This is a genomic window from Paenibacillus sp. FSL L8-0638 (assembly GCF_038593075.1).
GTDB lineage: Bacteria > Bacillota > Bacilli > Paenibacillales > Paenibacillaceae > Paenibacillus > Paenibacillus polymyxa_D.
Genome location: NZ_CP151960.1, coordinates 3,915,880 through 3,939,910 on the forward strand (window position 1 = coordinate 3,915,880; position 24,031 = coordinate 3,939,910).

A 24,031-nucleotide genomic window follows, 5' to 3' on the forward strand; every position below is an offset into this window, starting at 1 on the left:
TCCCTAAGGACGCTCCATTCGTACGGGTACATGTACGTGCCGAAGGACAGCCTCCAGCACGGACTGGGCATTGGAACTATCCAGGCGCGCCTCGGGACGCAGCAACAAACGATGCGTTAGCACATAAGGTGCCAGTGCCTTCACATCATCAGGCAGCACATAGTCACGGTTGTCCAGAAAAGCGTATGCCTTCGCAGCCATTACAAAAGCAAGCGCCGCCCGGGGGCTAGCTCCCAGCAGCACGGATGGATGTTCTCTTGTCGCACGTACGATATCAAGTAAATAGGACGTCACTGCTTTGTCCATATAAATCCCTCTAATTTCCTGCTGGATGTCAGCAATCTGCTCCATATGAGCTACAGCCTCCAGACGATCTGCTGGCTGGCCTGCCTGATGATGGAGCAGCATGTTTCGCTCCGTCTCCATATCAGGATAACCCAAGCTGATTTTGAGCATAAAACGATCTAACTGTGCTTCCGGCAGCATATAAGTGCCTTCAAAATCAATCGGGTTTTGTGTCGCACACAACATAAAAGGATGAGGCAACATATGAGTGTCCCCATCCACCGTCACACTGCGTTCCTCCATAACCTCCAGCAGAGCTGACTGGGTTTTCGTCGTCGCTCGGTTAATTTCGTCCGCCAGCAAAATATTAGTCATCACAGGACCCGGACGGAAATAAAAACGCTCGTCCCGTGGATGAAATATGGATACCCCTGTAATATCACTCGGGAGAATATCAGGATTACATTGAACACGGCGGTAATCACCACGCATGGATTTGGCAAGAGCCTTGATCATTTGCGTTTTTCCCGTACCCGGAACATCCTCGATCAGAATGTGTCCACCCGCCAGCATAGCCGTAAGCAGTAATTTTATTTCAAAGGATTTACCTAATATACATGATTCCAGATTAGAACGGATTGCAGATACAATCTGCACAGATTCTTGACGTACGGGCATAGCTCTGTAAACCTCCTAGATAGCAACCTGTTTCCTATTATTGTACATGAAGGTGGACACAGAGTACACTTAACCCCCTGCCATATTATTCAAGCTCCATCCTTCTTTCGATCTCTCATGTGCAGAACAATCAAAAACCCTTCGGTCATTAGATCCGAAGGGCACATGTATACAATTATTTATCTTACGATGTCAAATCTAAAGTACGCTGCTTTTATATGCTTCCTTTTGGACGAACAAACAAGCATGCCAGAAAAGAGAAAATAATCGCAGAGGAAATCCCTGCACTTGTCAGACTAAAAATCCCTGTAATGACACCCAACCATCCGTCCTTCTCCAATTCGGTTAATGCGCCGTGTACAAGTGAGTTACCAAAACTGGTAATTGGAATGGTCGCACCCGCCCCTGCAAATTTAATAAGCGGATCGTATATCCCAACAGCATCAGCAATTGCACCTGCAACTACCAACGTACTCATCGTATGTGCCGGCGTCATTTTGAACACATCCATCATCAATTGGCCCACGACACAAATGGCACCACCCACTAAAAAAGCCCATAGAAATATCATACTGTTCCTCCCGCCTCAAAAGCTACAGCATGTGCAACACAAGGAATGCTCTCACCCTGCTGTGTAGTCAAAGGAGATAATAACGCTCCAGTCGCCACCACCAGTACCTTTTGTAGCTCTCCTTTTTCGATCCGCTTCAACAAATGCCCGTAGGTTACAACAGCCGAGCAGCCACAACCACTGCCTCCTGAAATGACTTTCTTTTGCTTATTAATGTCGTAAATCAGTAAACCGCAATCATTAAATTCCGTCTGATTCATATCGAACCCATCTTTTTTGAGCAGCTCCTTGGCAATCGGTAGCCCCACAGAGGCTAAATCGCCCGTTACAATGAGGTCATAGTAACTAGGGTCACGGCCAGTATCTCGAAAATGAGACAACAGCGTGTCCGCAGCCGCGGGAGCCATGGCTCCACCCATATTAAAGGGGTCCTTAATGCCCATGTCCATTACACGTCCAATGGTAGCACAATCCACCACCGTCCCTGACTTGGCATGGCCCACTATTGCGGCGCCGGAACCGGTAACAGTATACTGAGCCGTAGGGGGCTTCTGTGATCCGTATTCATTAGGATAGCGGAATTGTTTTTCCACAGTACAATTATGGCTAGTCGTACCCGCCATCACGTAGTCACCGGCCTCTGAGTCCACAATAAGTGCGGCTAAGGCTAAGCTTTCCATTGATGTTGAGCAGGCTCCAAAAACACCCAAATAGGGAATGGCCAGCTTGCTAGCCGAGAAGGAGCTACTGATAATCTGATTCATCAGATCACCACTAATAAAAAACTGCACTTCTTCTTTGTTCAAATTGGCATTAATTAGCGCCAGCTCTGTAGAATGCTCAATCAATCTACGTTCCGCTTTTTCCCACGTTTTCTCGTTGATTTCTATATTGTCATAAATATAATCAAAATCTGTGGACAACGGCCCCTCTCCTTCATCCGGGCCCACAACAGTGGCACTTCCAATGATGCGCGGTCTCGATTCAAACTTCCAGGTTTGTCCTCCCTGTCTTCTCATAAGTGATTGCCTCCCACACCAAGGATGGCATATATAACGCCTACGATAAATGCAGCCACCACCCCGAATACGACAACCGAACCAGCAAGTTTGAACATATTCGCGCCCACTCCGAGCACCAGTCCCTCAGAACGATATTCCAATGCAGCCGAACACATGGAGTTAGCAAAGCCTGTAATTGGCACAGCGGTTCCTGCTCCTGCCCATTGAGCAACCTTATCGTAAACCCCGATACAGGTTAATATGACCGCCAGCAAGATCATCATGGATGAGGTCGGCGGGGCGGCCTCCTTGGCTGATATGTGCATTCCTGCCATAAAAGCCTCTTGAATCGCCTGTCCAATCACACATATCCCGCCTCCAACCAGAAAAGCGCGCACACAATTAGCAAATACTTTTCTCGAGGGCTCATGCTTTTGTGAAATATTCTGATAGTCCTTCTCATTTATGGACAGCGGCGACGTATTGGTACGAAAACCGCGCTGCCCGGATTTAGCTGGCATCATTCACCACCCCTTATCTGTAAGTTTTCGCGCTTGGCGGTTCGAATTGCTTGGGTCTTTTTCATTATGAGCTTTTTGGAGAAATGTTATGTCAGGAAAATGATATCGTGGACATTCCGTACAAATCCATTCATACTAAATACATGACGACCACTGGTTAATTAATAAGGAGTGAGGTATACATCATGGAATCAAAAACATTGGAATTGTTTAAAACCTTAACGGAGTTTCCTTCCATTCCTGGGCATGAACGAGAGTTGCGGGCATGGGTTAAGGAACGGATATCCGGCTATACCGATGAAATCGTGCAAGATCGATTGGGCAGTCTTTTTGGGGTGCTGCGCGGTCAAGAGAGTGGACCACGTGTAATGGTGGCAGGCCATCTGGATGAAGTCGGTTTTATCGTGAATGGTATTACGGAAAATGGAATGATTCGTTTTCAGCCGGTTGGAGGCTGGTGGAGCCAAGCCATCATGTCACAACGTCTTCAAGTATTGACTCCAAAAGGCCCAGTTATCGGTGTAGTTGGCTCTGTCTCGCCTCATTTGCTGGATGAATCGCAACGCAGTAAACCTATGGACATCAAGCATATGTATCTGGATATTGGCGTAGACAGCAGACAGGAAGCTCAGGATCTGGGGATCGTACCAGGAACAGCCATAGCGCCAATCTGTGATTTTACACCACTGGCAAATCCTAAAAAAATCATGGCTAAAGCGTGGGATAACCGCTACGGTGTAGGCTTGGCTATTGAACTGCTTGAAGCGTTACATAAAGAAAAAGACAAGCTTCCCAATACATTGTATGCGGGGGCCACTGTTCAGGAGGAAGTAGGACTGCGCGGTGCACGCACAGCGGCCAATCTGATTCAGCCCGATATTTTCTTTGCACTGGATTGCAGTGCAGCCAATGATATGGGCGGTGACCCGAATGCTTACGGACACCTCGGTAAAGGCGCACTGCTGCGGGTATTTGATCCGGGTATGATTACACACCGCGGAATTGTGGAATACGTGCAAGACATGGCGGAAACTCACAAAATCAAGTATCAATATTTCATCTCCACAGGGGGAACCGATGCCGGCCAAGTGCACTTGAGCGGAATTGGCGTACCATCTACCGTCATAGGCATCTGTGGACGATACATCCATACTTCCTCGTCTATTATTCACACTGATGATTATGATGCAGCCAAAGAGCTGATCATCAAGCTGGTTCAAAACCTGGATCGTACAACGCTGAATACCATTATAGAACGAGCTTAAGGTGTAATAGAGAATCGCTATCTATAAAAAACAGTCAAGAGACTGAAGTGACCCCTTAAAGTTAGACAACTATTTTTATGCAACCAGTTGGGCATGAGCTCGGTATTGTACCGGGCTCATGCCTTTTAATTTTGACTTGATGCGCTTGTGATTGTAGTAATTAATGTATTGCTCTAGTTCTTGCTTGAAGTGATCTACACTTTCAAACTCATTTAGATAAAGAAACTCCGACTTCATGATGCCAAAGAAGTTTTCCATTACAGCGTTATCGTAACAATTTCCTTTACGAGACATGCTTTGGGTAATTCCTTGTTTCTTTAAAGCGTGTTGATACTGCTTCATCTGATAGTGCCAACCTTGATCCGAATGCAGGAGCAGTTTATCCTTTTCGGATAAGCGTTTAAATGCCTCATTCAGCATCTCGGAGACTAAGGAATAAGTGGGGCGAGCCCCTACTGTGTAGGTGATAATTTCACCGTTAAACAAGTCTAAAACAGGGGATACATAAAGCTTTTCTCCAAACAACTTAAATTCCGTAATATCGGTAACCCATTTCTCGTTTGGCTTGCCTGAATGAAAATTACGATCGAGTACATTGGGTGCAACTTTACCCACTGATCCCTTATAGGAACGATATTTCTTCATACGCACTGCCGATTTCAGGCCTAATTCGGCCATAATACGCTGTACTTTCTTATGATTAACTTGATGCCCCCGATTAAATAGTTCGTCACGGATACGACGATAGCCATAGCGACCCTGATGTTCCTCGTAAATAGATTGGATAAGGAGTTTCAGACCTGCGTCCGGATCTGGCCTATCAAACTGTTTGATCCAATAATAAAAGGTGCTACGTTTGACTTCAGCGAGCTTTAGTAATGCAACCACCGGGAAATCATGCCTTAATTCATAGACGACTTGCGCTTTGTCTTGTTTGGTGATTTTTCCTTGTTTTGAACTAAGGCATTCAACTTTTTTAGATAGGCGTTTTCCATACGTAAACGTTCTAATTCAGCTTGTAGAGCCTCCATTGAATCCTTGGCAGGTTCTTGTTTCTTTGTGATGTTTTTATTCTTATCTGTCATGCGTGGACGCCCCTTTTTCTTTGAATTCAGGGCGTCTATTCCATGTTCATTGAATTGACTACGCCATTTCCTAATGACTCCAGGTGAAGAAATTTTGAAAATGACAGCTGCTTCATTCGGAGACGTCCCATTCTCGTTCATGTAGTTGAGTACGTCTAGTTTATATGCCGTGGAGTAAGCTGTATAGGTTTTTTCAAAAGCTTTTACCCCGTGAGATTCGTATTGCCTAATCCACATACGTAAAGCTTCATGATTCATCCCTAATGATTGTGCAATGCTTTTGACTCCCTCAGTACCACGCTGATACCTACGAATGGCCTCCAATTTCAATTTCTCATCTAAACTGAATTTAGGCAAAAAACTGCACCTCCATTGTTAGTCGTGTCTAACAAATGGGGTGCAGTTCAGACACGTACAACGTGCATTGACTGTTTTTTTAATTTAATAGAAACAAAAGATAGAACATTTCAAATCAAATGCTTATAACGAAGCAAAGCAATCACTACAAGTACAGTAGTTAGAGCAATGCAGACGTTTTCTACCTTAGCTCCCTTCCGGGTTCCGGTACTCATCAATTTAAATCGCAGCTTCCATTTGAACGGCGGCAAAGGTTTAATTCCATTATTCGTCAAGGAATCTGCCAGTAAATGCAGCAAGTACGCCATACCTCCAGCCAGCCATATGCTGTCACCGTGCAAACGTGTCGTACCATAAAGCAGCGCAGTCCATGCGACTGTCCCGTATACCGTATGAGTTAACCCCCGGTGTGGGACTAGCGTACAAATGATCAGCAGACACCCAGCGATATAATTCCACGGTGCATATGATTCTCCATACCAGGCGAGGCCGATACCAATTAGAAAGATAATAACCTTGCGCATGGATCGTGAAGGCATAAAAGAAGCACTAATCATCAGCAAAGCCAGAACAAGATTCCATGGCGGCGGAGCCAAACGGGTGAAAAATACCCAACCAGCAGCCCCAATCATTAGAAGCTGTATGAGTCTAAGCATTTTGGTTGGCAGCGCACGGCTCACGAGCATGGAGTTAGGCTCGTCAATATCCGGCAACAATGAACCGACCACAGCAGCTGCCACGGCAGCCGGGGTCACTTCGTATCCACTTAGAGCTAATACCGACAGGGAGACCCCGGTTCCAATAATCAAATGGGCTCTTCCCATCATGGTGCAAAACATCCTTTCGTTGCAGCATACAACAGAGTTCAACATCACTCCATTTGAATCAGCATGATTCGATTGTATACGACAAACAAAAGGAGAACAATAGTTCGCTTATTCTATTTAAAAGACTTCATTCAAAAGTCCTAGTTTAATCGCTCTAAAGTATTTTACTGGCGGTGCATAGAAGACATTCGTCCTTATTATTAACCCCCTCCTCTGTCCTTACTCTCCAGTCAGCCCTGTCCTGTGTTATAAGGATACATCTTCCTGAAATTATCGGCTGCCCTGCAAACTTTCTGCGAAAAAAAGCACCGTTCAACCATTTCCCAAAAAAACAAGACATATGGCCTATGAGTAAGTTGACAAACATCTTCAATATTTTCTTTTTGCCTCAAAGTCCTATTGTACAATTTGAAATATTAGGTAATATAGTGTTTATATTTACTATATGAATCTATTAAATGAATAAGGAGGAAATGATTATGCAAAAAAAATCGACGTTCCGAAAGTTCAAAACCATCGGTCTGACATCGTTGTTAAGTCTTGTATTATTCGCCCTTCCCGCTTCAGCTGCTTGGAATGATACATACACAGGCTACGCCACATATACGGGATCAGGTTACTCTGGAGGGGCATTACTACTTGATCCCATCCCTTCGGATGCCAAAATCACAGCGCTTAACCGCACACAACTGAATTATAATGGAATCAAAGCTGCATTAGCTGGAGCCTATTTGGAAGTTCAAGGTCCCAAAGGGAAAACAACCGTATATGTAACTGATCTTTACCCCGAAGGTCCAAATGGCGCACTCGATCTGTCCCCAAACGCGTTCAACCTGATTGGCAACCAATTAGACGGAAAAATTAATATTTCGTGGAAAGTTGTCAAAGCTCCGGTTAGCGGCAATGTCTCCTACCGTATTAAAGAAGGCAGCAGCCAATGGTGGGCAGCCATTCAAGTACGCAATCATAAATATCCGGTCTTGAAGATGGAAGTCCAACAAAACGGACAATGGCTCAATCTCGAAAAACAGGATTACAACCACTTTTTGGGTACCAACTTAGGAAAACAGCCTCTGAAAATAAGGATTACGGACATTCGTGGTGTCGTGCTCAACGATACCATCCCAGCTCTAGCGGAAAATGGCACAGGCCAAGCCTATATCGTTAAAGGTAACGTTCAATTTCCAGACTGATGAAGTACTGCCTCTCTTTGCTTACGTTATTTCAGGATCGATCCCCTAGGCTAATGGGAGTGTTTTACTTCTAGGCCATTTTCTCCGGGGAAACGGTTTTTCGTAAATCGGTAAAAGTTTCAAACCATGTAAAAAAAGCGCTGATCCAGGTTGGTCCCAGCGCTTTTTCGTGGTTTCGGATTACGAACTTTCTCAGGCCAAACAGGCCGGGTTGGCGACTTATTTCCTAAAATGACGCATTCCCATCCGTTCGCCGCTATTCTTACTGGGCCGTTAAAATCAGCGGTCCGTCCGGCGTGACTGCGATCGTATGCTCATATTGCGCCGACAACTTGCCGTCGGCCGTCCTCGCCGTCCACTGATCGTCGTCGATCGTGATACGAAACGTACCTTCGTTGACCATCGGTTCAATCGTAAACACCATGCCTTCCTTTAACCGAATGCCTTTGCCGGCTACGCCGATATGCTCGTAGCTCGGCTCCTCATGCAGGCTCCGTCCGATCCCGTGGGCCAGCAGATCGCGTACGAGCGAAAACCCGTTCGCTTCCGCATGCTGTTGAATCGCCGACGTTATGTCGCCGAGCCGGCCCCCAGGGAGGGCCCGGGAGATCCCCAGATCCAAGCATTCCTTTGTCACCTTCATTAATTTTTGCGCCTCCGGCCGGATATTGCCCACCGCATAGCACCAGCACGAATCGCCGAACCATCCGCCGTATTCCACGACGATGTCGAGCTTCAGCAAGTCGCCGTCCATAAGCATCTGGTTCGAAGGAATGCCGTGAGCCACCACATCATTGACCGAAATGCAGGTTTCGGCGGGGAAACCGTTGTACCCTTTCGTAAACTGCTTGCCGCCCAGCTTGGTGATGTGTCTGGCAACAAAGTCATTGATTTCCCGGGTGGTGATCCCAGGCTCGATCAGTTTGGCCACCTCGCGGTAGCAGTCCGCAACGATTTGGCTCGCCGGCTTCATCTCTTCGATTTCCCTAGGTGATTTTAAAATAATCATTTTTGTTTGTTCGCTCCTTATCCATTCTATAATTTTAAAAATCGGACGATATCCCTGGCCTCCTCGTGCAACTTTCCGCGGCGAAGCGAAAGCGCGGCGCAACCGACCAAAGCGGCCAGCAGCATTTCCGCGCGCTGTAGCCGATACGACGGCTCCGTCGCGTTTTCGCTGGAAGCGGTAGACCCGTCCGCCACACACCCGGTTTCCAGCAGCGCGGCAAACGGCGCGAGCACCTCCCGGCGAAAGGCCGCCGAGAGCGGGGCCGAGCGCGCTTCAGGCAGCGAGGCAAAGCCCTCACCGGCCAGCTTATGCAGCAGGTACAGGGCGTGGTCCTCCGCCCAAAGCTGCAGCAGCCGGACGCTGGCAGCGGCGACGGGGCCAAGCTCTGCGGCAGCCGAGATCCCGGTGTCTGCCGCATCAGCCAAGCCAAAATGCCCGCCCGCCGGCGCCTCTCCCGAAGCCGAAACGTGCGGGACCTCCGGCGGAACCTTCAGCGGAGCCTCTAACGAGGCCTCCAGCCATCCCCCGGCCCGCTCCAACGCATCCCATAGCAGATCGTAGAGCAAATTGCCCTTATTGCTGTAATAATGGTATACCGTGCCATAGCCGAGTCCCGCCTGCGCGGCCACATCGCGGATTTCCAGTAAAGGCCCCTTATTCAAAAATACATCGGCAGCGGCTTTCCGGATTTGCTCCAGACGCCGCAGTCGAATCTCTTCGTTTTGTTCCTTCGTGCGTGGACTCATCTCGTCCGTTCACCTCTTTTATTTTTGACCTACTCTTATGTCAATATAAAACATCGGTATGCAAATAACAAGAGATTAGCTGGAGGATTTCCAGCTCAACCTAGAAATCGGTACTTGACCAACGGGTTAGCTGCTTAACGAAAAAACATTATTTTTCACAAAGAATCGGTTTGTTCACTGTCTTGTTCACAAGATCACACGTATAATGAATACATAAATAGGGTGTACTTTACAGCTACGTGCACACAGACAGGAGGCCTGTTCAAATGAGCAATTTCAAAAAGCATCATAAGCTTCACAGCAAATTGCTGGTCAGCATTACGTTATGTATTACGCTAACGTTGCTGGTATCCACCACTGTGTATTATTTTTACTATATTCGTGTGGAAAAGGAGCAGGCATTCGAGGCCAATCACAACAGCTTGACGTTGAGAAGCAGAGAGGTTATTAACATGACATCTATCGCTCAATCGTTGGCATTCCAAATGTATCGCAGCAGTACCCTATCCAAGTTGTTGTATTATCCCAAACCTAATGTATATGATGTAACCGCTGCCATGACCGAATTGAACAATTATCTTAACTCCATGCCGTATATCGAATCCATCTACGTGTTTAATCCTAAAAGCGGCACCTTCTACATTGCGTCTTCACAAGGTCAAAACGGGTTATTCAGCAAACATGAACTGGCTGATACAGATATCATTCGCGTACTGGATCATTATCAGGACTATAAACCCTTTACGCCTATTCCACGCACGTATCCGCTGCTGACTGCCTCAGACTCCAGAGCTGGAGTAGAGCAAGCAAGCCCAGATATCGCAGCCTATACGTATTTATGTTATGACGCAATTAACTCGAACGAAGCGATAAATTCGGCTGTGATTGTGAATGTGTCGGCGGCCTGGATGAACAAGGAAATGGCGGCGAATCCAATCTCAGGCGGGACCGCTTATATTTTAGACGATCAGGGCAGGCTGTTGTCTGGTACAACATTGACAGACGAAACTTTGAACGAAAAAGAGCAGCTATGGTTGCATACGAGAGTCAAAAAACAAGAAACAGGCTATTTTGTAGAAGACTTTCATGGTAAAAGATCACTCATTTCCTACACCTCCCCGGACGGACTAGGTTGGCAGTATATTAGTGTCACACCATATGAAAACGTTATCAAAATGGCAAGTGTTATTCGTAATGCGATGTTACTGATAGCCGCCATCATTGCATTGGCAGGATTCGTGGCTTCGTGGCTGCTGTCCAAAATGCTGTATACGCCTATTGGCCAAATCGTTGTGCATATGAATTCACTGGAATCGGAGAAACGAAACAGTATGTACACGATCCGGCAAAACATTTTAAGAAATGTGATTCGGGGAATTCAAAATATCCCTGCCAGTGAAGAACCGGAACGATTGCGCGAGCTTGGGATTACGTTCCAGTTCGACAAAGACTACCGCCTTGTGCTGCTGCGCATAGATGAATATACCCGATGGCAAAGCGAACGTGGACCTGATCTGCTACCCTATAAGTTTGCAATTATGAACATTGCTTCTGAAATATGCGGACAGACGTACCGGGTGGAGACTGTTGATATGGATGAGGACAGTGTACTGCTGATGCTTAACATTCTCGATCCCGCAGAACATACAGACACTGTACTACTAGAAACTTTATTACGCCAAATACGCGAAGCTTGCTTTGAATATTTGAAGCTGAGCGTTTCACTGACTTACAGTGCCATCACGAGTCAACCAGAACGGCTACATTTGCTGTACCGCCAGGTACAAGACGCATCTATGCACCGATTTTTTCAGGGACATGGCTGCATTATTAATGCGCAAAACACTACAGACGAAGATATCCAAAATACTTACGTATATCCAGCCGATAAAGAGAAAAAAATGCTGGATATGCTACTGTCTGGTCATACGGAGGATGCACACAGTATGATCAAAGAATTATTGATGCATATGGAAAAATATCCGTTTTCCTCTGTTCGAGAGGCGATATCCCGGCTCATCATGAGTGTGAATAATGCTGTTCGGCATATCAGTGAGCTCAATGGATTTGCTATAGAATCTAAACCTGAATTACCATCCGCAGATCGGTTAGAGACCGCTGAAAACCTTATTGATCATTATCAATTGGTCTTTGATCATATTCGCTCCAGTCTATCGGAAAAACGAAACACGAAACAGGAACGTTTGGTGCGACAAATTAATGAACGAATGGAGCAGGCCTATACGGATCCCAATTTTTGTCTCAATCAGATTGCGGAAGAGCTGGATATGTCGCCGATCTATGTCAGCAGGCTATATAAGCAACAGACCATGTCTACTGTCGTGGACGTCATCCAACAACTCCGTATTCGCAAGGCATGTGAGTTACTGGAACAGACCGACTGGTCCGTGGCCGACGTAGCAGAACAAACCGGATTTGCGAGCAGCTCTTATTTCCATCGCATGTTCAAACGTAGCTTGGGCGTAACACCGACAGATTTTCGCCGTTCTAGAGCAAATGCGCAATAAGTAAACTGACATCAAAAAAGCAAGCCTCCAACTTTCTGGAGACTTGCTTTTCTTCTTTATCACAATTCTTTATGTTTTATTTAATCCCCTTCTCCTTTACATAAGCTTCCCATTGTTTTGTATACTCGGTTTGAATTTTCTCCAAACCAGCTTGATTTGCCTTTTGCAAGAAGGTCTGCAAGCCTTGATCCACATTATCAATCAGTCCAGCTTGGAGCGGATACAGATATTGCTTCTCAACCTGTTCTAGAGCTGCTTTTTCTGCTTGGTAGGTTGTGTAGTCCTCTGCAAAGCCGGTAAACAGGTCAGGCTTCTGAATTTTATCCAGCTCAGCAAAAATCTTTTTCACACGGTCAAAGCCTGAATCAAACAGCATATATTCCGGGTTACGCCAAGCCCAACTGTTCATACCTTCGCGTGAAAATCCATTAGAACTGCCGCTACCTATCATATGGTAGTAACCATCTTTGACTTCGTAGTTTTTGCCTTCAATACCATATTGCGTGAGCAAGTTATAGCGTTTGTCCGTCACAAGCTTTTCATAAAAAGCTAATGCGCGCGCCGGATTTGGGCTGCTTTTTGGAATTGCAAAGCCGTTATGAATCGGATGCACTGGAGTTGCATAACCTGTCGTCAAAGGGAATGGGTAATACTCGAGCTTCCAGTCCGGGTGAGATGCTTTGAGCTTAATGACCATATCATTAAACCGGGTTGGGTTGTCACCGAAAATACTCGCTGCTTTACCAGAAGTCACTTGATCCTGAAGCGTATCTTTTACGTTTAATACGTTTTTGGGAATGAATCCTTTATCGGCCCAGCGTTTGTAAGTGTTCAGCTCTTCCTTTTGTTCATCCGAGCCCCAATATTTATAAACCTCTGTTGGTTTTTCATATTTAATACCAATGCCATAAGGCAAGGCACCTATACTCTTCGTTACTAATTCGGTATATCGGTCATGCAGATTTCCCTTGATATCGCTGTTCAGAGATACGGTTTTCATATTTGGCTCATGCTGACGTATCCCATCCATATAAGCCTCGTAACTTTTGATATCTGTCGGTTTAGGCAAATTGTACTTCTCTCGTAAATCCTCACGCCATACAAAGCCGTTAGTGACATACTCTTTATACGTGCCAGGCACGGTATAAATTTTGCCTCCGATTTTAACTCCATCCCACATGTCCTGAGGCACAAATTTTTGCAGGGCAGGTGCGGCCTTAGGCAGCAGATCGTCTAGCGGCAGGAATGCGCCCTTCTTGGCATAGGCCTGATACTGCGTCCAATCTGCAGTGAATATCAGGTCGATAGGCTGACCCGAAGACAATAACAGCTTATATTTTTGATCCCAGTCTGTCCACGTCGTATAGTTAAATTTGACGGTGGCATTCAGATCTTTTTCCGCCAACTTATTAATCTCTGCCTCAATGGTAGACAGATCCTTAGGAGCATCACCCAGCATATAAAATTGCAGCTGCACTTTTTGGGATTTATCATCCTCTCCATTTGCTTTTTGTGCGCTGTTTCCGCTACCGCCTCCACATCCGGCTAATAGCCCCATGATGACCATTACTGCAATCAGGATGGACATGCGTTGTTTTCTTTTCTTTGTGAATGTCATGTGAATCCTCCCTTTGAAATGGTAGTCTGTTTAAATAAAACGCTTACAAAAAGTGCTGCTTTGATGGCATACCGTCAGCACGTTATGCCATCTCAGCCCGTTAGTGTCGCTTCAGCCTTTTACCGCGCCAATGGTCAGCCCCTTGACAAAGTAACGCTGAATGAACGGGTACAGCAGCAAAATGGGTCCAGTAACCACGATCGCCATTGCCATTTTCGTCGATTCTGTCGGCATATCACTGGAAAGGGATACGCCAGTACCTGCACCCATTTGAGCGATAAATTGCATGGAGTTAATTACATTATACAGATAATATTGCAACTGGTATTTATGCGGATCGTTAATAAAGAGTGAGGATGAGAACCAGTCATTCCAGTAAGCCAAGGCCAGAAACAGCCCCACAGTGGCAATACCCGGTGTGGATAAAGGCAGTACAATTCGATAGTAAATTTTAAAATCACCTGCACCATCTATTTTAGCGGACTCGAACAGCTCTTCCGGCATGGAAGAACGAATGAAGTTTTTCATTAAAATGATCAGAAACGGAGTCATCAATCCCGGAAAAATAAGCACTGTATACGTATCAAGCAATCCTAAATACTTCGTCAGCATAATGTACCAAGGTACCAACCCGCCCCCGAACAGCGTCGTAAAGTAAATATAGAAGGAAAACGCATTGCGGTATTTAAAATCTTTGCGTGCCAGCACATATCCTGCCATCGTCATCAGGAACAGGCCCAACGTCGTACCTACAACCGTGGTAAAAATCGTCACCCCGTACGCCCTTAACACCTCTTCAGGAAAGGTGAACACCGTCCGGTAACCTTCCAGTGAGAATTGCTGTGGTATAAAGTGATATCCATCCCTGATAATCGATTCATTACTGGTCAGTGAAGCCGAAATAATAAGTAGGAACGGGAGTAAACAAGCAATGGAAGCAATAATGATAATCACATAAGAGATAATTTTAAAAATTCGGGTGTATACATCCTCTTTGATCGCCATCCGTTTGGGTCCTCCTTTCTAGAATAAGGCATACTCGTCGTTCAACTTACGGATGATATAGTTCACGGTCATGATCAGTACAAAGCCGAACAATGATTGGTATACGCCTGCCGCCGAAGCCATACCCACATCAAAAGTCACTTTCAGCGATCGGTACACATAAGTGTCCAAAATATCCGTCGTATTGTACAGCACCCCATTGTTGCCGATTAACTGATAGAAAAGATCAAATTGTCCTTTCATAATACTACCAAGCGCAAACAACAGCAGCACAACGAATGTCGATTTAAGCATAGGAACGGTAATGTACCAGATTCGTTGGAAAATGTTGGCTCCATCCATTTTAGCTGCCTCATAATATTCGTCACTGATACCTGTAATCGCTGCTAGATAGATCACCATACTGTAGCCAAGATTTTTCCATAAATAGAACAGGATAATCAGGAAAATCCATACCCATGGTTTGTTGTATACATCCACGCGTTCACCACCAAGTTGCAGCAGCAGCGTATTCAGAAAACCATTATCATAATTAAATATGTTATACACGATGACACTTAGAATAACGAAAGAAACAAAATAAGGCAGGAACATCACGGATTGAGCGATCTTTTTAAAGTAGCGGCCTCGCAGCTCATTTAGTAAAATAGCGAGAACAATCGCTAACACGTTACCAAGTAAAATAAACGCTGCGTTGTATCCGACCGTATTTAATGTCAGTTTTGTCAGCGTGCCGGATTGCCATAAAAAGCGAAAATTTTGGAGTCCGACGAACTTGGCATCAAACAGGCTGGTATTAAAGTCGAACTGGGTAAATGCATAATAAATACCCACCATAGGAATGTAGGAATTAATGAAGAAAAAAATTAAAGTGGGCAACAACATCAGAAATAATACTCGATTGCGGAACAGTTCATAGAAAAAACCGTGTTTTCTACCCGTTCCCAGCCTCTTACCGTTCAGGCGGGAATCCGCTGTAAGCATTGCAGAATTTTTGGGCATAGGCTGATTCAATGTGAGTCACTCCCCCTCTGTATACGTTGCCGACAGCAAGGTTTGTAGCACTGCCGCCGTATAGCTATATTTTATGTAAGCGCATTCAAAATAAAAAGTGAAGCCTCTCATGCTTCATGAACAAAGGAGTGCCTGAGGAGTGAACAATTCGGATATTTGTGAAGTTTTATGTAATAAGAGGCGTCTGATCGACGCCTTAAACCCATTCACAAAGCATATTTGAACGTTTGAGGCCGTCCTTTACTATCATGTAGCTCGAAGCGCAGTTCACCGTCATTTTTGTTCTGACCGATAAACTTAATACCATCTTCCCTGAATCCGTTCAGTTGCTCAGGAGCTAATCGAAGCAACTCATACACCAACAATGACTGGTGGGTTTTAAGATTAAATAATATTAAAAAGCCCTCATCATTCGATCTGGCAAGAATAAACCCCTCGCCCATGCCTTCCACCGCAAAGCTGTCCTTCAAACGACCGGAAAGCTTCCCCATATTCCATATTTCTTTTACAGAACCATTAGCGTCAATCAGACGAACGGTCTGTCCATCGTTCATGACTGCTTTACCATTATAAAGCTTGATATTGTTGGCATTAAAATTCCAATAATGAGCCTTTGCCTGACGAAGTACCTTTCCTTTCTGGACGAACAGCGTATAAAAATCGTCATTAATCATGGGCTCGCCGTACGCTTGCCATACCGTAACCAAATCTGCATCCTCCGTAACCTTGGTTGAAATGATTTTCGTCATGCCAAAATAATCTTCTTTCAATTTAATATTTGTTGGACTGAGCGCACGGATACGGCCGCCATCCTCTTTGCGGTACAATACTCCGCTGCTTGCATCCAGCAAATAGCCCTTGCTTTCCTCCGATTCCCCAACCAACTGAGGATAGCTTATGCTAGCCATTCGTTCGTTTTTCTTCCATTCGAGCTTGCCTCCGACCACATCACTGATAAATGCCAGAGGAACATAAAGCGTTCCACGAATGCTACTGGCTGAAACGTCGTAAGTAACCTTCCTGTTATGTACAAAACCTATATTGGAGTTAGCCTTTATTCGACCGGAACCCAGACTGGCTATACCATTGGTGAGTGTAAGCGTCTGTGTTTTGGGGTCATAGTCCGTGGCTATTCCTGGCAGAGCAGCATCTGTAATAGGAATCATGACCTGTCCCTTGTTAATGAATGGCTCTCCTTTGGGAAACGACATCATATTTCCGTTAAAATAAACACGGACACTTGCAGTTTCCTGACCTTGCTTTATAGATGCAGAAGTTCCCGCTGCCTGAGCAAACTCTCCATCGTTCAGTCCGATTGCCACACTTGCCAATAAAACAAATGCAACTATTATCCGCTTGGCAGGCTTATACCGTTTGACATTTTGAAGCTGGATCATGCTTGGCCCCCTCCTTATAGATCAAATTCGTTTCAGCCGAACCCGTTTCATTCTTCCTAAATTCGCCGGACAGGTATTAAAATCCTCTAAAAAAGGACCCTGCTACCTGCGCAGAGTCCTTGCTTGTACCATATCCTATTTTCAAGCTTGTCGTACTACTCTCGCTCTGCGATTAACCAGATAAATGCTAAGCCCGATTAAGATCAACCCGATCAGCAGGAAAGCCGTAATCGCTTCGCCCAGCACCAACGAGCTGACAAACACCGAGATCACAGGCACCAAAAACGTATAAGACGCAACCTTGCTCGCATCCCCTGAATTAACAAGTGTGAAATACAGCAACCAGGAAAGTGAAATTCCCAGCACCGTGCCGAATATTAGCCCTGACACATACGGGACATTCCATACGATATCCGACCAGCTTTCCGTCACCGTTCCAGCTCCCGTCAGCACGATGCCTCCCAGTGTACATTGAAATGCAACCAGCCACAGCGAATCCACACGCTGGTTTACTTTTTTCACATATACCGTTCCCAATGCCCAGCTCACGGCTGTAATAATGGCGAGGATTACACCTGCCACAGCCACATGTCCTGAAAATCCACCGACACTGACAGCCGCAACGCCCAAAAATCCGATGACCAATCCAAGCACTTTAAGTCTGGACATCGCTTCCCCTAGCCACATCCATGCAAAAATGCCGACCAGTACAGGCTGGAGATATACCAGCACAGAAAACAAGCCAGAGGGAACGTACATCAATCCCACCGTTTGCAGACCATAAAACAATACTACGTTAAAAATACCTGAAATAGCATACACCCGCCAATTTTCTTTCCAACGAATGCGATTCCATCTCGGTACTAAAATCACTCCCAATAGCAGACCGCCCAGCAGTGTACGTAGTCCTGCAAACAATAGTGGAGGTGTGAATTCCAATGCAACTTTATAAATGGGCCAAGAAATGCCCCACAACACAACCAGTAGCGCGATCATCATCATCCGCTTGGCTGTCGTTAACTCTCCCATGACGCTATCGCTCCTCTATGAAAAAAATCACTAGACTTTATATACTACGCCTACAGAACAACTTTATCAAACAAAAAATATGTATTGGAAAGCTCCAACTTTCATGCCCGCTTGTTCATCGAGGTATGTCTTCGGACAGAGGAATCCAGTCAGTTGCCTATGTTACAATATACCAAAAAGACAGATAAAGCTTATAAGGATAGGAGGTTGTCTGCACTTGATTTATATCATCAAATTTTTGTACAGCTTTGTGCTCCCTCCCGGTTTGTTCATCCTCGTGATGGCAGGGCTCGTGATTTGGCTATGGAAAAGGGCACGTATACCTGCGGTCGTACTGCTTCTTGTCACATTGCTGCTGTATGTTTCCTCGACCAATCTGGCTGGAGATTTGTTAATCAGTAGCCTGGAAAAACAGTACCCACAACCCCGTACTGTTCAAGGCGATGTCATTGTTGTGCTTGGGGGCGGAGCCACACAGGGAACCCCCGACATCAATGGACAAGGCAATCTGCTAGGATCTGCGGCTAATCGACTGCTCACTGCGGTCAGATTGCACGAAGCAACAGGCTTACCCATTCTTTTCTCCGGCGGGCAAGTGTTTGGAGACAGTGGTAATGAAGCAAATATTGCGCAAAGGCAGCTACTAGGACTCGGTATTCCAGCAAAAGACATCCTGATCGAAAACCGTTCCTTGAACACACAGCAAAATGCCGTGTATACATCGCAAATTTTAAAAAAACATCAACTCACTAGACCTGTTCTGGTGACCTCCGCTTTCCATATGCCACGTGCTGCACTGGAATTTCAGCGTGCAGACATGCAGGTCGTAGCTTATCCTACCGACTATCTGGCAAGTGAAAAGCTGTCACTGTATGCTGGCAAACTCTCGCCGTCTGCTGGAGCCATGTCTACAACCGGAACAGCCCTCAAGGAATACTTGGGGATTCTTGCATTAAAGCTTAAATAATGTGATGTCTATATCATATAGCGGCATACAGCACAAACAAGCGTCTTGACTCGCAGGTATAAGCCTGTAAGCTAGCAAGGCGCTTGATCTGCCATTACATATTCTAATCCAAGAAAATATCCGAAATTTGTTCTTCCGATATGACCTTAAAGCCTTCCTTTTTTAACAAAGCCGAGGTTACCCCGTTACCAGCTATTTTACGATTTTCGAATGACCCATTATATATTGCTGCTGATCCGCAGGACGGGCTGTTTTCTTTTAAAACAACATGCGTTGCGTTAACCTCTCTGGCTATATTCAAGGCTTCGTACGCACCCCTAATGTACATATCGCTGACATCGTTGCCTGAAAACTCGACCACCTTGGCTGTGCCGTTCAGCACATCCTCGCCTGTCCCTCCAACAATCTCAGCAGGCTCTCTCGGAGTCACAAAGCCCCCCAAAAGCTCAGGACAGATTGTCACAGCTTTCTTTTCCTCTACCAACTTCTGTATATATACATCCAGGCTATCCGTCCCGTTATATCGTACCTTCATGCCCGCCAAACACGAACTTACCAGAATCATTAGTTCCACCTCATATCGATTGCATTCCTATTAAGTAGTTAAAGTATAAACAAATTTCCTCGTAGAGTCATCGTACGAAAATTTTGACTCGCCTCTACGTCTGCGTTCCGTAAGAGTGATACGTCTTTGCATGTTTTTCAGAGATCGCAAATGCATCAGGATTTCATTTTCTATACAACGGGCTGCAAATGTTGCCAGCTTGGTGCCTTTCCCGGTCTGAAAGCTTTCAATGGCCTTCATCAGGCCGATGGTACCGAAGGGTATGAGACCCTCCAAATATTCATTGTTTTATTCATTTAAGGAAGGTGGAGCGTGTACTCATCCAAAATAACCTGATAAAACAAGCCGGAGGCGAATGTTGGGCAGCCTTCGGCTTATTTTTATATGTTGAGGTTCATCCTGCTCGTAAGTAAGATAAATTTCACTCTTGCTATAAGTCATAATTTAAGATATATTATTAATTAAATAATCATTCATTTAATTAATAAAAGTTTAGTTTAAAGAGAGGGGAATACATTTGGCAAGACCCATCAATGAAGAAAAAAGACTGGAGCGGCGTAAACGTATCCTAGAAGAAGCTGTTGTCCTGTTCGCAGAAAGTGGATATTCTAATACCACAACGGCGATCATTGCGCAGAGTGTGGGAGTGACTCCTGGAACCATTTTTCAATATTTCCCCAGCAAAGAAGCTTTATACTACGCTGCTGTCCTTGAGCCGCTTGCTGATATTCAGGCGAAATCACTTGCTTGTCTACAACAAGAGGGGACGCCGGGCGTATTGATTAAGAGCATGGTGGCAGAACAATTCAACCATATCTACTCCTATATAAATGAATTGCGACTTGTTCAATCTGTCTTAGGACAACGAGTAAAATTCCCCGAACTTACACAGAAGGTCCTTGAAAGTATAAAGGTAATGACAGATGCGATCGAATGCGTCTATGCCAAGGGGCAGTTAATGGGAGAATTCAACAAAAGCTTTTCTCCAGCAATGATCTCTCGTGCCTATATCTCTTTCTTAAATGGAGTGGGCTTAACTCTTGGAGAAAGTATTATTCATCATCCCGAGTGGGAAAATCTGAAGAGGCATGCCTTTTATTTGTTCGCACCCATACAACCTAAAGAAAAACTGGAGGAGTCTGAATGAGTCAAGCATCATTACAACCCGATCTGACATTTAACGTTCGTGTGAAAAAACGAAAGAACATTTTATGGAGCCTTGGAATCGTGCTTTTGCTTGTGATGGCTCTTGTATTTTTTATATCTTATAAAGTAGTAGACACCTTGTTGCACCATCCTAGAGACACTAATGTCAGCTACGGATTGAATATCGATAAAACTCCCTACGAAGAGGTCGAGTTCAAGAGTTTGAAAAATGATAATACGATTAGAGGTTCCTTCTTTCCTGCAAGTGGTCTTTCTGGTAAAGCAAGTAATAAAACGATTATTGTCGTCCATGGATATACGAGCAATCGTTTAGTCAAAGGGCGGACCCAAAAGTTAGTAGAGCACTTCGTTCCGAAAGGCTACAATGTATTGGCATTTGACCTCAGTTCACAAGGTAAGTCCGATGGTGATTTGATTACGCTGGGCCTCAATGAAAAATATGATTTGCTAGGAGCTGTAAGCTATTTAAAATCGAGAGACCATACGGGTGATAACATTGGAGTTATCGGTTTTTCAATGGGTGCTGCTACTTCTTTGCTAGCCGCAAGTGAAAGTGATGACATCAAAGCCGTAATTGCGGATAGTCCTTTTCGTAATGCTGGTCTATTTCTGAGAGAGGGTTTGCCCTTCTTTTCAGGTTTACCTGCGTTTCCATTCAGTTATACATCGACATGGATGGCAAATTGGGCCTTTAAGGTTGATCTTGATTCCATATCTCCTATGGATGCGGTAAAAAAGATGCAAGACAAGCCAGTTATGCTCATTCATGGTACTGGAGATCAGCAAATTAGTTATAAAAATACAGAAATTATTTACGAGTCCTTAAAAGATAACCCAAAAGCAGAAGTATGGTACCCGCAAAATACGGAGCACATCGATGCCATCAACCATTACCCCACTGAATATTTCAAAAGAGTAGATCGCTTTTTGGATGAGTATGTAGGGAAATAAATTCAATCCAAGAGAGCCAACTAGCTGAACGAGTAACCACACTTATAGGAAAATTTCCTAGCGCTTTTCAGCGTAAAGGAGCAAGTAATTGAATTGTATTATGAAAAAGACCTAAAAAGGCCCTGTAAAGGGCCTCAAGCGGGTTCATGTATCTCCTTATCCATTACCCCTTCTGCTTGTAAAATTCATGGTACAGCTTCATTAATGCACGCTTTTCAATCCGGGACACATACGAACGCGAAATCCCCAGCTCTCTGGCAATTTCCCGCTGTGTACGTTCTTCACCTCCGGCTTCCAGGCCGAATCGACCAATAACTACTTCTTTTTCACGCTCATCTAAAATATCCAGGTTGCGATAGATTTTACTCTTCTCGATTTTGAGCTGTACTTTATCTACAATATCGTCCGCCTCGGTGCCGAGGATATCAATCAAAGTAATCTCGTTGCCTTCCTTATCAGTCCCTATAGGATCGTGAAGTGATACGTCTTTGCGTGTTTTTTTCAGGGATCGTAAATGCATCAGGATTTCATTTTCTATACAACGGGCTGCAAATGTTGCCAGCTTGGTGCCTTTCCCGGTCTGAAAGCTTTCGATGGCCTTGATCAGTCCGATGGTGCCGATGGATATAAGGTCCTCCAAATCTTCGCCGGTGTTATCAAATTTTTTCACAATATGGGCCACCAGCCGTAGGTTATGCTCAATGAGTGTGTTACGGGAGTGTGCATTGCCTTCGGCAAAAAGCTTTAGGTGTCGAGCTTCCTCTTTCTCAGTCAATGGCTGCGGAAAGGCGTTGTTTTTCACGTAGGAAACGAGTAGCGTCAATTCCTTGATGAACAGAGCGATAGCGCTAAATAGTCCGGGCACGGATGACACCTCCTGAGGTAGTTGCGAACTTACCGGCCTTTGTTACTTACCGGGCTTGCGATCTGTTTATTGTATGTAGGCAGGTGCCCATCCGTGCCTGTACTCCGAAAACTGCTCCGTAACAATTGCCGGATATCTTGCTGGAGCAACCTCCAATACTCAATTCGAAACGTAGAAATCTCTTCGACACAAATCAACGCGCTCCATGTAGCCAGAGGGAAACACGGGATAGCTTTACATTATTCATCACTTGGTTTCCCATTTTCTTTCAGCAGAGTATTAACTTCTTTCTAAATATGACAATGGGAGTGGAGAATAGACCATTGTATCTCCATCTTCATCACGTTTTAAAACAATAGCAAACTCAGCACCATTACTTTCATCACCTCTTGGCAACGGGAATATCATAGCCGGACAACGCAACTCATAATTATGAGGAAATTCTTTTCGAAAGTTCTCTAAAGCATAATTCAAAATCGCATCTATTTTGTCGGTAAGCACATTAAATCCGCCTATTACAAAATCATTGTATTCTTGGGAAGCGTTGTACTTCTCAAATAATTTTCTTTTATATTCCTCAACAGTACTAAAACAAACTTCCCAATCCAAAGGGAATATGCCATTTCCCAAATAATAAGTGTATATTCTCATATTCAATCCATTTCCTTTCTCTCACCTCATTTAGTTATTTATATTCTAAACATGCAACTCCCCGCCCGCAAATGAGTTTGCTATTATGATGTCAGACCGCTTAAACACTAGTATGCATTCCATGATCAAGGAATATATTCATAGAGAGTTTCATATAAATGATATATATCAACCTTTTCAACACATTCAAAAATTAAACTTAAGGAGGAATTTCAACATGGCAAAATTCAGTCAAAATCCAGACAACTATACTTTTTCCATGGATCCTGTTGTTATAGCAGAGGAAAATGTATCAACCAACGGAGATTCCGAAAATACTTTTCCGAAAAATGTTTTAATTGATAATAATCTCTATTGGGAAAGCAGCTTAAACGGTAAAGGTGGAGAAATCATCTTTAAATTAGATACAGGTAAGACGATCAATGATATTCTTTTAGCTCAGCCATCCTCTCGAGCTTTTATACTTTCATTTTCTTTTCACGGCTCTAGAGACGGAGAAAATTGGTTTAGGTTAGGTGAAGTCGAAACTTTGCCAACCACTGCAAAAACAACCTATCAATTTAGTAATGAGATTCCTTTTTCATATTATAAAATAACTGTACTTTCATCGGGAATGAGTAGTACAACCTCCTATTATGGTTTACGATATGTTCAGCTAAGAACCGCACTCATTAATGGCGTTCCTGCCTACAGAGCATCCAATCTAAACCCCGCTATTGCGGAATAAGTTAGTATA

The 24,031-nt window shown here is 44.6% G+C and carries 23 protein-coding genes and 1 pseudogene; 7 read left to right on the forward strand and 17 right to left on the reverse strand.

Features of this window, described 5'->3' with window-relative positions; genetic code table 11:
* Positions 1-3: 3 nt before the first annotated feature.
* The 4 genes from MKY35_RS17435 to spoVAC form a co-directional block, all read right to left on the reverse strand.
* Positions 4-963, reverse strand: a complete 960-nt coding sequence (locus MKY35_RS17435; protein WP_165148948.1) for a MoxR family ATPase — start codon at positions 961-963, stop codon at positions 4-6.
* Between the two features lie 214 nt (positions 964-1,177).
* Entirely contained in the window at positions 1,178-1,534 is a 357-nt protein-coding gene (spoVAE, locus tag MKY35_RS17440) for a stage V sporulation protein AE (RefSeq protein WP_013311204.1), read from the reverse strand.
* Complete coding sequence (spoVAD, locus tag MKY35_RS17445) at positions 1,531-2,553, reverse strand: stage V sporulation protein AD (RefSeq protein WP_342444347.1); 1,023 nt, start codon at positions 2,551-2,553, stop codon at positions 1,531-1,533. Before spoVAD ends, spoVAE begins: the two co-directional genes overlap by 4 nt.
* The gene (gene spoVAC / locus MKY35_RS17450) at positions 2,550-3,056 is read right to left on the reverse strand and encodes a stage V sporulation protein AC (protein WP_025723396.1); all 507 of its coding nucleotides are present in this window, start codon (positions 3,054-3,056) and stop codon (positions 2,550-2,552) included. The genes spoVAD and spoVAC overlap by 4 nt, the downstream gene beginning before the upstream one ends.
* 185 nt (positions 3,057-3,241) lie before the next feature.
* Between spoVAC and MKY35_RS17455 the strand changes: the two genes are divergently transcribed.
* Positions 3,242-4,321, forward strand: coding sequence for a M42 family metallopeptidase (locus MKY35_RS17455; protein WP_029515385.1), 1,080 nt, complete (start codon positions 3,242-3,244; stop codon positions 4,319-4,321).
* Positions 4,322-4,396: 75 nt separating this feature from the next.
* Here MKY35_RS17455 and MKY35_RS17460 read toward each other — a convergent pair.
* A protein-coding gene (locus MKY35_RS17460; protein WP_342444348.1) for an IS3 family transposase occupies positions 4,397-5,763 on the reverse strand; the annotation gives its coding sequence in 2 pieces (ribosomal slippage) (positions 4,397-5,301 and positions 5,301-5,763; 1,368 coding nt in all).
* A gap of 110 nt (positions 5,764-5,873) precedes the next feature.
* Positions 5,874-6,590, reverse strand: a complete 717-nt coding sequence (locus MKY35_RS17465; RefSeq protein ID WP_039272325.1) for a metal-dependent hydrolase — start codon at positions 6,588-6,590, stop codon at positions 5,874-5,876.
* 479 nt (positions 6,591-7,069) lie between these two features.
* Here MKY35_RS17465 and MKY35_RS17470 point away from each other — a divergent pair, with 479 nt between their 5' ends.
* A complete protein-coding gene (locus tag MKY35_RS17470) occupies positions 7,070-7,783 on the forward strand; it encodes an expansin EXLX1 family cellulose-binding protein (protein WP_342444349.1) in 714 nt (237 codons plus the stop codon).
* 262 nt (positions 7,784-8,045) lie between these two features.
* On the opposite strand, the gene map is transcribed toward MKY35_RS17470, so the two are convergent.
* Together map and MKY35_RS17480 are read right to left on the reverse strand one after the other, a co-directional pair.
* Positions 8,046-8,792 (reverse strand): type I methionyl aminopeptidase, encoded by a 747-nt coding sequence (gene map, locus MKY35_RS17475; protein ID WP_342444350.1) that lies wholly within the window; start codon positions 8,790-8,792, stop codon positions 8,046-8,048.
* A 26-nt stretch (positions 8,793-8,818) separates the two neighbouring features.
* A complete protein-coding gene (locus MKY35_RS17480) occupies positions 8,819-9,538 on the reverse strand; it encodes a TetR family transcriptional regulator (protein WP_342444351.1) in 720 nt (239 codons plus the stop codon).
* Between the two features lie 266 nt (positions 9,539-9,804).
* On the opposite strand from MKY35_RS17480, the gene MKY35_RS17485 reads away from it, so the two are divergent.
* On the forward strand, positions 9,805-12,066 hold the full coding sequence (locus MKY35_RS17485; RefSeq protein WP_342444352.1) for an AraC family transcriptional regulator: 2,262 nt from the start codon (positions 9,805-9,807) through the stop codon (positions 12,064-12,066).
* A 76-nt stretch (positions 12,067-12,142) separates the two neighbouring features.
* Here the strand turns inward: MKY35_RS17485 and MKY35_RS17490 are convergent, their stop codons facing one another.
* The 5 genes from MKY35_RS17490 to MKY35_RS17510 form a co-directional block, all read right to left on the reverse strand.
* The gene (locus MKY35_RS17490; protein WP_342444353.1) at positions 12,143-13,684 is read right to left on the reverse strand and encodes an extracellular solute-binding protein; all 1,542 of its coding nucleotides are present in this window, start codon (positions 13,682-13,684) and stop codon (positions 12,143-12,145) included.
* 111 nt (positions 13,685-13,795) lie between these two features.
* On the reverse strand, positions 13,796-14,689 hold the full coding sequence (locus MKY35_RS17495; protein WP_342444354.1) for a carbohydrate ABC transporter permease: 894 nt from the start codon (positions 14,687-14,689) through the stop codon (positions 13,796-13,798).
* An 18-nt stretch (positions 14,690-14,707) separates the two neighbouring features.
* The gene (locus tag MKY35_RS17500) at positions 14,708-15,703 is read right to left on the reverse strand and encodes an ABC transporter permease subunit (protein WP_029515393.1); all 996 of its coding nucleotides are present in this window, start codon (positions 15,701-15,703) and stop codon (positions 14,708-14,710) included.
* 206 nt (positions 15,704-15,909) lie between these two features.
* Complete coding sequence (locus MKY35_RS17505; protein ID WP_342444355.1) at positions 15,910-17,100, reverse strand: copper amine oxidase N-terminal domain-containing protein; 1,191 nt, start codon at positions 17,098-17,100, stop codon at positions 15,910-15,912.
* 141 nt (positions 17,101-17,241) lie between these two features.
* Complete coding sequence (locus MKY35_RS17510; RefSeq protein ID WP_307347183.1) at positions 17,242-18,129, reverse strand: DMT family transporter; 888 nt, start codon at positions 18,127-18,129, stop codon at positions 17,242-17,244.
* Positions 18,130-18,346: 217 nt separating this feature from the next.
* On the opposite strand from MKY35_RS17510, the gene MKY35_RS17515 reads away from it, so the two are divergent.
* Positions 18,347-19,096: a YdcF family protein gene (locus MKY35_RS17515; protein WP_342444356.1), complete on the forward strand. Its 750-nt coding sequence runs from the start codon at positions 18,347-18,349 to the stop codon at positions 19,094-19,096.
* 103 nt (positions 19,097-19,199) lie between these two features.
* On the opposite strand, the gene MKY35_RS17520 is transcribed toward MKY35_RS17515, so the two are convergent.
* Positions 19,200-19,661, reverse strand: a complete 462-nt coding sequence (locus MKY35_RS17520) for a DUF523 domain-containing protein (protein ID WP_039272334.1) — start codon at positions 19,659-19,661, stop codon at positions 19,200-19,202.
* Between the two features lie 113 nt (positions 19,662-19,774).
* Positions 19,775-19,937 (reverse strand): annotated as a pseudogene (locus tag MKY35_RS17525) (sigma factor); the annotation flags it as partial.
* A 241-nt stretch (positions 19,938-20,178) separates the two neighbouring features.
* On the opposite strand from MKY35_RS17525, the gene MKY35_RS17530 reads away from it, so the two are divergent.
* Together MKY35_RS17530 and MKY35_RS17535 are read left to right on the forward strand one after the other, a co-directional pair.
* A complete protein-coding gene (locus MKY35_RS17530) occupies positions 20,179-20,808 on the forward strand; it encodes a TetR/AcrR family transcriptional regulator (RefSeq protein ID WP_039272335.1) in 630 nt (209 codons plus the stop codon).
* On the forward strand, positions 20,805-21,779 hold the full coding sequence (locus tag MKY35_RS17535; protein WP_342444357.1) for an alpha/beta hydrolase: 975 nt from the start codon (positions 20,805-20,807) through the stop codon (positions 21,777-21,779). Before MKY35_RS17530 ends, MKY35_RS17535 begins: the two co-directional genes overlap by 4 nt.
* A 163-nt stretch (positions 21,780-21,942) precedes the next feature.
* On the opposite strand, the gene sigK is transcribed toward MKY35_RS17535, so the two are convergent.
* On the reverse strand, positions 21,943-22,644 hold the full coding sequence (gene sigK / locus MKY35_RS17540) for an RNA polymerase sporulation sigma factor SigK (protein WP_013311218.1): 702 nt from the start codon (positions 22,642-22,644) through the stop codon (positions 21,943-21,945).
* 279 nt (positions 22,645-22,923) lie between these two features.
* Positions 22,924-23,274: a hypothetical protein gene (locus MKY35_RS17545; protein ID WP_342444358.1), complete on the reverse strand. Its 351-nt coding sequence runs from the start codon at positions 23,272-23,274 to the stop codon at positions 22,924-22,926.
* A gap of 238 nt (positions 23,275-23,512) precedes the next feature.
* On the opposite strand from MKY35_RS17545, the gene MKY35_RS17550 reads away from it, so the two are divergent.
* Complete coding sequence (locus MKY35_RS17550) at positions 23,513-24,022, forward strand: discoidin domain-containing protein (RefSeq protein WP_342444359.1); 510 nt, start codon at positions 23,513-23,515, stop codon at positions 24,020-24,022.
* Positions 24,023-24,031: the final 9 nt, after the last annotated feature.

Excerpts from the sequence above, each read along its gene's own strand:
- MKY35_RS17510 (WP_307347183.1), bottom strand. The coding sequence starts at position 18,129 with ATGGGAGAGTTAACGACAGCCAAGCGGATGATGATGATCGCGCTACTG.
- MKY35_RS17470 (WP_342444349.1), top strand. The coding sequence starts at position 7,070 with ATGCAAAAAAAATCGACGTTCCGAAAGTTCAAAACCATCGGTCTGACA.
- MKY35_RS17535 (WP_342444357.1), top strand. The coding sequence starts at position 20,805 with ATGAGTCAAGCATCATTACAACCCGATCTGACATTTAACGTTCGTGTG.
- MKY35_RS17520 (WP_039272334.1), bottom strand. The coding sequence starts at position 19,661 with ATGATTCTGGTAAGTTCGTGTTTGGCGGGCATGAAGGTACGATATAAC.
- MKY35_RS17505 (WP_342444355.1), bottom strand. The coding sequence starts at position 17,100 with ATGATCCAGCTTCAAAATGTCAAACGGTATAAGCCTGCCAAGCGGATA.
- map (WP_342444350.1), bottom strand. The coding sequence starts at position 8,792 with ATGATTATTTTAAAATCACCTAGGGAAATCGAAGAGATGAAGCCGGCG.
- MKY35_RS17495 (WP_342444354.1), bottom strand. The coding sequence starts at position 14,689 with ATGGCGATCAAAGAGGATGTATACACCCGAATTTTTAAAATTATCTCT.
- spoVAD (WP_342444347.1), bottom strand. The coding sequence starts at position 2,553 with ATGAGAAGACAGGGAGGACAAACCTGGAAGTTTGAATCGAGACCGCGC.
- MKY35_RS17465 (WP_039272325.1), bottom strand. The coding sequence starts at position 6,590 with ATGATGGGAAGAGCCCATTTGATTATTGGAACCGGGGTCTCCCTGTCG.
- MKY35_RS17490 (WP_342444353.1), bottom strand. The coding sequence starts at position 13,684 with ATGACATTCACAAAGAAAAGAAAACAACGCATGTCCATCCTGATTGCA.
- spoVAC (WP_025723396.1), bottom strand. The coding sequence starts at position 3,056 with ATGCCAGCTAAATCCGGGCAGCGCGGTTTTCGTACCAATACGTCGCCG.
- MKY35_RS17550 (WP_342444359.1), top strand. The coding sequence starts at position 23,513 with ATGGCAAAATTCAGTCAAAATCCAGACAACTATACTTTTTCCATGGAT.
- spoVAE (WP_013311204.1), bottom strand. The coding sequence starts at position 1,534 with ATGATATTTCTATGGGCTTTTTTAGTGGGTGGTGCCATTTGTGTCGTG.
- MKY35_RS17480 (WP_342444351.1), bottom strand. The coding sequence starts at position 9,538 with ATGAGTCCACGCACGAAGGAACAAAACGAAGAGATTCGACTGCGGCGT.
- MKY35_RS17455 (WP_029515385.1), top strand. The coding sequence starts at position 3,242 with ATGGAATCAAAAACATTGGAATTGTTTAAAACCTTAACGGAGTTTCCT.
- MKY35_RS17435 (WP_165148948.1), bottom strand. The coding sequence starts at position 963 with ATGCCCGTACGTCAAGAATCTGTGCAGATTGTATCTGCAATCCGTTCT.
- MKY35_RS17485 (WP_342444352.1), top strand. The coding sequence starts at position 9,805 with ATGAGCAATTTCAAAAAGCATCATAAGCTTCACAGCAAATTGCTGGTC.